Source organism: Methylobacterium variabile, assembly GCF_001043975.1.
Lineage (GTDB): Bacteria > Pseudomonadota > Alphaproteobacteria > Rhizobiales > Beijerinckiaceae > Methylobacterium > Methylobacterium variabile.
In genome coordinates this window covers 1-10,025 of the sequence record NZ_LABY01000206.1, presented here as the reverse complement: position 1 = coordinate 10,025, position 10,025 = coordinate 1, and the positions used below count along the sequence as shown (strand labels likewise).

At 72.4% G+C, this 10,025-nt stretch carries 8 protein-coding genes; 3 read left to right on the top strand and 5 right to left on the bottom strand.

Translation table 11 applies throughout. From position 1 onward, the window contains the following. Positions 1-220: 220 nt before the first annotated feature. A complete protein-coding gene (locus VQ02_RS26650; protein ID WP_048447266.1) occupies positions 221-652 on the bottom strand; it encodes an HIT family protein in 432 nt (143 codons plus the stop codon). A 13-nt stretch (positions 653-665) separates the two neighbouring features. After that, a complete protein-coding gene (locus VQ02_RS26645; RefSeq protein ID WP_048447265.1) occupies positions 666-1,835 on the bottom strand; it encodes a M20 aminoacylase family protein in 1,170 nt (389 codons plus the stop codon). Between the two features lie 271 nt (positions 1,836-2,106). Here VQ02_RS26645 and VQ02_RS26640 point away from each other — a divergent pair, with 271 nt between their 5' ends. Then, on the top strand, positions 2,107-3,804 hold the full coding sequence (locus VQ02_RS26640) for a methyl-accepting chemotaxis protein (RefSeq protein WP_048447264.1): 1,698 nt from the start codon (positions 2,107-2,109) through the stop codon (positions 3,802-3,804). 75 nt (positions 3,805-3,879) lie between these two features. Here the strand turns inward: VQ02_RS26640 and VQ02_RS26635 are convergent, their stop codons facing one another. After that, positions 3,880-5,253: a serine hydrolase domain-containing protein gene (locus VQ02_RS26635; RefSeq protein ID WP_245239865.1), complete on the bottom strand. Its 1,374-nt coding sequence runs from the start codon at positions 5,251-5,253 to the stop codon at positions 3,880-3,882. Between the two features lie 114 nt (positions 5,254-5,367). After that, positions 5,368-6,588 (bottom strand): GNAT family N-acetyltransferase, encoded by a 1,221-nt coding sequence (locus VQ02_RS26630; RefSeq protein WP_048447262.1) that lies wholly within the window; start codon positions 6,586-6,588, stop codon positions 5,368-5,370. Between the two features lie 109 nt (positions 6,589-6,697). Here VQ02_RS26630 and VQ02_RS26625 point away from each other — a divergent pair, with 109 nt between their 5' ends. Then, positions 6,698-7,084: a hypothetical protein gene (locus VQ02_RS26625; RefSeq protein ID WP_048447261.1), complete on the top strand. Its 387-nt coding sequence runs from the start codon at positions 6,698-6,700 to the stop codon at positions 7,082-7,084. 504 nt (positions 7,085-7,588) lie between these two features. Here VQ02_RS26625 and VQ02_RS26620 read toward each other — a convergent pair. Next, positions 7,589-8,992, bottom strand: a complete 1,404-nt coding sequence (locus VQ02_RS26620; protein ID WP_053080560.1) for a polysaccharide biosynthesis/export family protein — start codon at positions 8,990-8,992, stop codon at positions 7,589-7,591. Positions 8,993-9,297: 305 nt separating this feature from the next. Between VQ02_RS26620 and VQ02_RS26615 the strand changes: the two genes are divergently transcribed. Then, on the top strand, positions 9,298-10,025 hold a 728-nt coding region (locus tag VQ02_RS26615; protein ID WP_209437070.1), incomplete at its 3' end, for a sugar transferase.

Genomic DNA, 10,025 nt, shown 5'->3' with positions numbered 1-10,025 from the left:
CTCATCAGCACCGGCGCCCGTTCGGGCTTGCCTTGCGCCTCCGAACGAGTCCGTTCGAAGACGCGGCGGTATCATACCAGCGTACGTTCGCGTCGATGCGAGAGCGTCCGGCGCAAAGTCACAGGCGGGGCTTTTGCGCTGGCGCCCGTTCGGGCTTAAGCCCGCGCCGCCGAACGGGGTCCGTTCGACGGCGCGGCGGTATCAGCGGCTCGGCCCGTCGTCAGCCCTGGAGTGCTGCCCGGATCCGCTCCGCGTGCTCCGCCAGCATCTTTTGATCCGCCATGCCGCCGGCGTGGCGGCGCGGCGCGACGCCGTCGTGCCGGGGCAGGACGTGGACATGGAGGTGGAACACGGTCTGGCCGGCCGCCGCCTCGTTGTACTGGTAGACCGCGACGCCGTCGGCCGAGAACGCCGCCTTGGCGGCCCGCGCCACCTTCTGCACCGCGGCGGTGAGGTGGCCGAGGACGACCGGGTCCGCGTCGAGGAGGTTGCGGCTCGGGACCTTCGGCACCACCAGGGTGTGGCCGTCGGCCTGGGGCATCACGTCCATGAACGCGATGACGTGGGCGTCCTCGTAGACCTTGTGGCAGGGCACCTCGCCCCGCAGGATCTTGCCGAAGATGTTCTGAGGATCGTAGGCCGTCTCGCTCATCGTGCTGTTCCCGTCACGCCACCGACGCCGCCGAGCGGCGCTCGACCAACCGTGCGAGGTAGGCCGCGCCGAGCGGGATGATCGCGTCGTCGAAGTCGTAGGCAGCGTTGTGCAGGCTCGCCCCGGCCTTCCCCCCGAGCCAGGCATAGGCGCCCGGCACGGCGTGCAGCATGTCGGCGAAGTCCTCGCTGCCCATCTTCGGCTCGGGCGCGGTATCGACCTTGGCGGAGCCGAACAGCTCGGTGGCGATCTCGGCGGCGGCCCGGGTCTGGGCCTCACTGTTGCGCAGGACCGAGAAGATGTCGCGGATCTCGACCGTGATCTCGGCCCCGAAGGTGGCCGCCACGCCGGCGGCGATCTCGCGCATGCGCTTGGCGACCAGGGCCCGCACGCCGTCGTCGAAGGTCCGGATCGTGCCGGCGAGGTGGGCCTCCTCCGGGATCACGTTGTAGGCCGCCCCCGCATGGACCTGGGTGATCGACAGCACCGCCGATTGCAGCGGGTCGGCGTTGCGGCTGACGATCGTCTGCAGCGCCTGGACCAGGGCGGCCTGGACCACGACGGGATCGATGCCGCGGTTCGGCTGCGCCCCGTGGGCGCCCCTGCCGACGACGCGGATGTCGAAGAAGTCCGCCGCCGCCATGGCGGGGCCAGGCCGCACCGAGAGCTCGCCGGTGCGCCCGCTCGGGTTGTTGTGCAGGCCGTAGACCTCGTCGCAGGGGAAGCGCGCGAACAGGCCGTCGGCCAGCATGGCGCGGGCGCCGCCTAGGCCCTCCTCGGCGGGCTGGAAGATGAACACCGCGGTGCCGTCGAAGTCGCGGGTCTCGGCCAGGTACTTGGCGGCGCCGAGCAGCATCGTGGTGTGCCCGTCATGGCCGCAGGCGTGCATCTTGCCCGGCACCGTCGAGCGGTAGGGCAGGTTGGTCGCCTCCTCGATCGGCAGGGCGTCCATGTCGGCGCGCAGGCCGATGCGGCGCGGGCTGGTGCCGCGGCCCTTCAGGATGCCGACCACGCCGGTGCGGCCGACCTCGCGATGCACCTCGATTCCCCAGGCGGCGAGCCTCTCGGCCACGATGCCCGAGGTGCGCACCTCCTCGAAGCCGAGCTCCGGATGGGCGTGCAGGTCGCGCCGGATCGCGGTGAGCGCGTCGAGGTCGGCAGAGATGCGGTCGATCGGTGACATGCGGCGGAACGCTCCCGGACGAGGCGGGCCCGGGCGGGGCCGGGCCGGACGGCGCCCATCCTTCCGATGTCGGGCGTGTCGAGTCCAGAGGGGGGCCTTGCATGGCGCCGCGCCGGCAGGCCCGTCCCCGGCGGGGCCGTGCGCTCCGTCGACGCCGTGCAATCGGCTAACAGTCAAACGCGGAGCCGGAGCACGTTCAAGGCGATGCTTAAGGGGGAAATAACTTTGTTATGGCTTAGAGTTTCGGGACTGCAGCGAGTGTACCAGTCTGATGAAGCTCCTGAATAACACCCGGATCCTGATCAAGGTTGCGACTCCGTTGGGTCTCGTCGCGATCGTCGCCGTCGGCCTCGTCGTCAGTGCGCTCGGCACGATCGACACGCTCGCCGCACAGACCCGCCAGCTCGTCGACGTCCAGGCCTCGCGCCTCGAGAACATTCTGCACGTCAGGATCGGCGTGACGGAGGCGACGGTTCAGAACCGCAACCTCATCGTCGAGACGCGTCCCGAGGAGATGGCGGGGCTGAAGGCCCGCTACGACGCCGCCATCCAGGAGGCCTACGCGTCGGCCGACGTGCTGATCGGGCTCGCCCTCGCGCCGGAGCGGCGCGCCGCCATCCAGGCGGTTCGCGACCAGGTCCAGGCCTTCCACCGCGTCCTCGATCGCTCGACGGCGCTGGCGCTGAAGGGCGAGAGGGCAGCGGCGGCGCAGCTCGCCCTGGGCGAGGGCGCCGTCGCCCGGGCCAAGGTGCGGGAGGCGATCCAGGGCCGGATCGACGTGCTGGGCCGGGAGCTGGCCGAGGCCAGGGACTCGGCCGAGAGGGCGTCCGCCCGGGCGACGCTGCTCCTCGTCGCCTGCGCGTCGGCGGGCCTCCTGGCGGCCCTGCTCCTGGCCGGCTGCGTCGCGGTCCTCGGGATCACGCGGCCGCTCGGCGCCCTGGTGGGCGTGCTCGAGCGGATGGCGCGGGGCGAGACCGAGGTTGAGATCCGCGAGGGCCGCCGGGGCGACGAGATCGGCGCCATCGGCAAGGCCGTCGAGGGCATCCGGGCGATGGTGGCGCGGAAGGCCGCCGAGCAGGCCGAGATCAAGCGCATCGCCGACGCGGCGGCCGCCGAGGAGCGCCGGCGCACCATGATGGCGCTCGCCGACGGGTTCGAGCAGGCGGTGGGCGGCGTCGTCGGGATGGTCTCCGCCTCCGCCACCGAGCTGCAGGCCACCGCCGAGCAGATGACCGCGACGGCGACCGAGACGGCGAGCCAGTCGACCACGGTGGCGGCCGCCGCCGAGGAGGCGAGCGCCAACGTCAACACCGTGGCGGCCGCGGCGGAGGAGCTCGGCGCCTCGGTAGCCGAGATCGGCCGTCAGGTGCAGGGCTCGACCCACCTCGCCCAGGCCGCGGTGGCCGAGGCCGACCAGACCGGGCAGCTGGTGCAGGCGCTGCGCCAGACCTCCGGCCGGATCGGCGACATGGTGGGCCTGATCTCCTCGATCGCCAGCCAGACCAACCTGCTGGCGCTCAACGCCACCATCGAGGCGGCCCGGGCCGGCGAGGCGGGCCGCGGCTTCGCGGTCGTCGCCGCCGAGGTCAAGCAGCTGGCCAGCCAGACCGGCCGTGCGACCGAGGAGATCGCCCGCCAGATCGGCGAGGTGCAGGGCGTGACGGATCAGGCAGCGGCCGCGATCGGCGGGATCACCGGCCGGATCCGGGACATCAGCGGCGTCGCGGCGAGCATCGCGGCGGCGGTGGAGGAGCAGGGGGCGGCGACCCAGGAGATCGTGCGCAACGTGACCCAGGCCGCCACGGGGGCCGGCGAGGTGACGAGCAACATCGCGGGCGTCGCCCGGGCCTCGGAGGAGACCGGGGCAGCGGCCGGGCAGGTGCTGGCCTCGGCCTCGGCGCTGTCGCGCCAGTCCGAGCACCTGAGGGCGGAGGTCGGCCGCTTCCTCGCGACGGTCCGGGCGGCCTGAACGAGGGGGGAATGTCCGGGCGGGGGCGCCCGGACATCCCGTGCGGACATCCTGTGACGGCGGCGCCCGCCGGGCTCAGTCGGCGATGGCGCCGTAGACGAGCTGCTTGATCTCCCGGCGGTAGTAGGCCCGGCTCGGGCCCGGCGCCTGGGTCATCATCACCACCGCCAAGTCCTCCTTGGGGTCGACCCAGAAGAAGGTGCCGGCGTAGCCCGCCCACATGAACTCGCCCTTCGAGCCCGGCACGCCGGCGATGCCCGCGTCCTTGCGGACCATGAAGCCGAGGCCGAAGGTGTAGCCGGGCACGCCCATCAGCAGTTCGCCGGGGCTGACGACCGGCTTGATGCGGTCGCCGAGGTGGTCGGCGGTCATCAGCTCGACGGTGGTGCGGCTCAGCACCCGGGCGCCGTCGAGGCTGCCGCCGTCGAGCAGGGCCTGCGCGAAGCGCAGGTAATCGGCGGCGGTGCCGTAGCCGCCGGCCCCACCCGAATCGTTCTTCGGCACCGCGCCGTCGATGAGCCGGTTGGGCGCGCCGGTGGCCGGGTCGGTGGGCAGGGCCTGGGCGATCCGCCCGACCTTGTCGGCCGGCACCGAGAAGCCGGTCTCGGTCATCTTGAGCGGCCGGAAGACCCGCTCGGCCAGGTAGTCGCCGAGGCGCTGGCCGGAGGCCTTCTCGACCACGCGGCCGAGCACGTCGACCGCCAGACTGTACTGCCAGACCGTGCCGGGCTGATAGGCCAGCGGCGCCGCCGCGAGGCGGCTCGTGAACTCCTCCGGGGTGAGGTCGGTGGTGTTGTAGTCGAAATCCGGCTTGAACAGGCCGGCCTTGGCGTAGGCCGCCTTCACCGCCGGGTTGGTGGTGATCTCGCCGTAGGCGAGGCCGGCGGTGTGACGCAGCAGATCCTGCACCGTCGGATGGCGCTCGGCGGCGACGAGGTCGGGCGACGCCTCGCCGAGCGCGTTCGGGCGGCTTGCCGCCACCTTCAGGTCCTTGAACTCGGGCAGGTACTTCGCCACCGGCTCGGTGAGCTGGAGACGCCCGTCCTCCATGAGCGCCATGGCGCCGACCGAGGCCAGGGGCTTCGTCATCGAGTAGATGCGGAAGATCGCGTCCTTGGCCAGTGGCGCGCCGGCGGCCTTGTCGCGGAAGCCGACGCTCTCGGCGTAGGCGAGGCGGCCGCGCCGGGCGATCATCACCACCGCGCCGGGCAGGCGGCCGGCCGCCACCTCTTCCTCCATCACGCGCTTGATGCGGCCGAGTCGCTCGGAGGAGAGCCCGACCTCCTCCGGCCGGGCCGGCGCCAGGGCCTCGCTGCTGCGCGGCCTCAGGGCCTGATCGGCCAAGGCCGGTCCTGCCAAGATCGGCACGGCCAGGGCGCAGAACGCCCCGATGCAGCCCATGACCAACCGGCGGGACGCGCGCCCGCGTCCTCCCTCTCTCGTCTGCATGACGTTCTCGCTCCCGAATCGCGGCCGGGGCCTCTCGCGGGCCCCCTTGCGGGTCCCGGCACGGGCCCCGTGGGGCGAGCGTAGCCGCCCGGCCGGCCGGGCGCTACGGCGCCGTCAGTCCTCAGCCTTCCGGAACGGCGTCGCCGCGTCGAGGGCCTCGGCGGCCATCTCGACGTGGCGCGCCTCGCGGGCGAGATAGTCGGCGATGGCCGCGCGCAGGGACGGATCGGCGATGTCGTGGGCCGAGTGGGTGATGACCGGGCGGTAGCCGCGGGCGAGCTTGTGCTCCCCTTGAGCGCCGGCCTCGACCCGGGCGAGGCCGCGACTGATCGCGAAGTCGATCGCCTGGTAGTAGCAGACCTCGAAGTGCAGGAACGGGTGGTCCTCGATGCAGCCCCAGTTGCGGCCGTAGAGGGCGCGGTCGCCGATCAGGTTGATGGCGCCCGCCACGTACTGGCCTTCGCGCCGGGCCATCACCAGCAGGATCCGCTCGGGCATGCGCTCGCCGATCAGCGAGAAGAAGCGCCGGTTGAGGTAAGGCCGGCCCCACTTGCGCGAGCCGGTATCCATGTAGAAGCGGTAGAATGCGTCCCAGTGGGCCTCCGTCAGGTCCGAGCCGGTGACCCACTCGATCGTGAGCCCGGCCGCGAGCGCGTCGCGGCGCTCCCGCTTGATCGCCTTGCGCTTGCGCGAGGCCAGCGCGCCGAGGAAGTCGTCGAAGGTCGCGTAGCCGGCATTGTCCCAGTGGAACTGCTGGTCGACCCGGCGCAGGAAGCCGAGGTCGCCCGCGCGCTCGGCCTCGACCTCGGGCAGGAAGGTGACGTGGACCGAGGAGGCCTTGGTCTCCCGGCGCAGGGCGCGCAGGCCCGCCGCCAGGGCGGCGGTCGCCTCCTCCGGGTCCTCGCCCGGGGCGATCAGGAAGCGCGGCCCCGTCACCGGCGTGAACGGCACGCTGACCTGGAGCTTCGGGTAGTAGCGCCCGCCGGCACGCTCGAACGCGTCGGCCCAGCCGTGGTCGAACACGTACTCGCCCTGCGAGTGGGACTTCAGGTAGCAGGGCGCGTAGCCGATGACCTTGCCGTCCCGCTCCGCGGCGACGTGCAGCGGCAGCCAGCCGCTGCGGCCGCCGACGCATCCCGCATCCTCGAGCGACGACAGGAAGGCGTGGCTGACGAAGGGGTTGTGGCTCTCGGCCGCCCCCGTCAGGGATTCGGCCGAGAGGGCGCAGCGGTCCCACTCCGCCGCCGGGATCTCGGACAGGCGCTGGACGACGCGGACCTGCAAGGCGCCCGCCGCCGGGGTGGCGCCGCACCCTGCTTCGCCGGTAGTTTCCATGGGGGCGGGAGTTAGGTCGGCCTGCGGGCCTCGGCAATGCGGCGCGGCCTCGCAGGGGCAGAGGCTTCGTGCGGAACCGTCGGGCGGCCCCGCCGATTTCGTCTCCACCATGATCGGCGAAGACACCACATCGCGCCCCGGCCCGCCCGTGGCCGCACCGGCATCCCCCCAGGGCGGCCCGGGGCCGCACCCGCTGGCGCAGGCCTGGGACGACCGGATCGCGCGGCTGCTCGAACTCCTGCCGCAGCGGGTCGGGACCTCCGTCGGCTGGCTGCGGGCACCGGCCCGGCGCTGGGTCCGCATCCCGGCCGCGCTGCTGCTGATCGTCGGCGGCTTCCTGGCGATCCTGCCGGTCTTCGGCCTGTGGATGCTGCCCCTCGGCCTCGCGCTCCTCAGCGAGGACATCCCCGGCATGAAGCCCTCGCTGGAGCGCTCCGCCCGCTGGATCGAGGCAAGGTGGGCGCGCCTCGTCCGGTGGTGGCGCGGCCGGCGGTGAGCCCCGCGCCTGCGGCAGGTTCGGGCTGTCGCCTCGCAGCCCTGGACTCAAGGGCCTGACGCGACATCGACCGGCACGCCACGTGGTCGCGAACAGACCCTCCCGGACAGGCAGCCCGGCTAAGTTCCTCCCATTTTCCGGACGACTGCAGCGAAGCGGAAGGAGATCCGAGATCAAGCTGTAAAACGTCGCGAAGCGACCGTGTGTCTGCAACGGTGCAGCATGCGGAGCCGCTTCGCGGCACATCCTCCGCTGGATCCCGAATCTCCGTCCACTTCGTTCAAGTCGTGCAGGCCCCTTCCGGGCCCGGAAAGAGCGGGTGAGCCTGACGAGAAATGACTCGCCCGTTCAGTCCGGATACTTTCAGCGCCTGTCGGATCCAGCCAAATAGGCTTTCAGTGCCGTATACCGTGGTCCGCTCGGCCTGCCGCTGCAGATCAGGCGTAATGTGTGTGAGGCTCGCCGCCGCAAGAGGTGCGACGTCATTCACCGCGCGGCAGCCCGCTATTGCAGCGACGTCATCGCCCCGGGCCGCGGCGGGTTCGGCCAGGACACCACCGGCAGGTCGATGTTGGGCAGCTCGACCGTCACGGTGTCGCCGGGCAGCAGCGCCGTGCCCTCCTCCGCGCCGATCTCCTGCGCACCCGCGCCGACCTGCCGGGTGATGCGGTAGTTCGGCCGGGCGCGGCGGGCCTGGGCGCGGTCGGTGAGGAAGCGCGGGGCGGAGACCTCGGCCTCAAGGATCAGGCGCTCGGCCATCTCCATCCGGGGCTTCAGCTGCTCGAGCCCGCGCTGGGTGTCGCGCAAGTCCGCCGTGACCTCGGTGGCCCGCCGGCTGCGCATGTCCAGGATCGACAGGTCGGCCCGGGAGATCGCCTCGCGGGCGCGCAGGAGGTCGGTGCTGGTGCGCAGCTTCTCGCTCTCCATCTGTGCCATCGAGCGGCCGGCCGCGATCGTGCGCTGCTGCGTGGCGAGACCGCGCTCGGCGAGCTGCTCGTTGCTGCGGATCTCGGTGGCGATCAGCTTGATCTGTGTGTCGATCGTAGCGAGCTGGCCGTTCAGGGCCTCGATCTGCTGGCGCAGGAAGCGCTTGAGGTCCTCGATCGCGTCGACCTGGGTCGCCAGGGCCTTGCGGCGGGCGTCGAAGATCGAGACCTCGCGCTCGATCAGGGCGACGAGGCCCGGCTCGGAGCGGCTCGCCAGCTCCTTCGGGAAGTCGATCTTCGGCTTGTCGTCCCGCTCGGCGATCAGGCGCGCCAGGCGCAGGCTGAGCTGCTCGCGCTCCTTGTGCAGGCTGGCGAGGTCGCCCCGCGCGGTGATCGCGTCGCGCTCGAGGCGCAGCATGCCCCCGTCGTTGACCCGCGGCGGTCCACCTGCCAGCGCCACTGCCTTGCCGACGGTGAGCCCTGGCCGGAAGGCGTACTCCCCGGGCTTGTCGACGGCGCCGCTGATGTAGAACGGCCGGTACTGCGCGATCTCGACCGCGGTGTCGGGGGCGTCCGCCAGTTCCATCCGCTCGCGCAGGCGCCGGGCGATCAGCCGGCCGACCTCCCGGGTCGGCAGCCCGGCCACCGTGATGTCGCCGACGATCGGCAGCGACAGCGTGCCGTCTGCCCCGATGGTGAACTCGTCGTTGAGGGCGGTCCAGGCGAAGATCTCGTCGCGGCTCGCCCGCCACTCGAACACCCGGAGGCGGATGCGGTCGAGCGGCCCGAGGCTGTAGCCGGCCAGATTCCCGGTGGCGGATCCCGCGCCGGCGAGGCCGCCCGCGGCGGCCGCCGTCGCGGCCGGGACCGGCGGTGCAGGGTGCGGCCCGCCCGCCGCGCCCGCGAGGCCGGCCGGCAGGCACACCGCGCCAAGGACGAGCCCGCGCCGGAGAAGGGCGGGGAGACGGTGTGCTGCTCGCATGCGGTTCAGGCCTTCTCGTCCTGGCAGGCTCGACGCCGGGCGCCCGGCGTCGCCGAGGGATCGGGCCGACCCTCGACCGTCCTGGATCGCGGCGCAGCCTCCCAATAAGCGGTAGGCGCCGCCGACCACCCGGCCCTTGCCCACTCGCACACTATTCACGTTCGTCTATTCGGCCATCGTGGCCGTTCTCCGAAGGGAGTATTGCAAGATGATGCGGCGTATTATTGCCTGATATTGTGGTGAAATTGACCTGACGGTCTCGTCTCTGCCTATCATTAATCGCTCATTAACGGTGGAGACGGCGAATGGCTCGTGGAGCACGACCGCAATCCCGCGCGGCCGACGGCGATGAACTGGGCAATGCCGGGCTCGCAGGGAGCGGGCTCGGCGGTGGGATGGCCGGCGGCAGCCTCGCCCTTCTCCTCGCTCCAGGCCTGCCGCCTCTGGCACCGGCCGCCGAGGCCGCCGCGATGCCGGCCACGGCCCGGACGCTCCCCGCTATCGCGCCCCGGCGCGGGGCGGGCCTAGCGCTCAAGCGTGCCCTCGACGTCGCCGCCGCCGCCGCCGGCCTCGTCCTGCTGCTGCCGGTCCTCCTTGCCATCGCGGTGCTGATCAAGCTCGATTCGCCCGGGCCGGTGCTGTTTCGCCAGAGCCGCATCGGGCTCGGCAACCGGCCGTTCCGGGTCTGGAAGTTCCGCACCATGACCTGCTGCGAGAACGGACCGGTGATCCCGCAGGCCCGGCGCGACGACCCGCGGGTGACGCGGGTCGGCCGCGTCCTGCGCCGGACCAGCCTCGACGAGCTGCCCCAGCTCGTGAATGTGCTCCTCGGCTCGATGTCGCTGGTCGGCCCGCGGCCCCACGCCGTGGCGCACGACGCCCAGTTCGCGGGCATCGTCGCGCGCTACGCCGAGCGGCACGCGGTGCGCCCGGGCATCACCGGCTGGGCCCAGGTGCGGGGGTGGCGCGGGCGAGGCGCCGGCCCCCCCAGGAGAGCCACGGGCACCGGCCGCCGCGGCCAGCTGCGTCTACA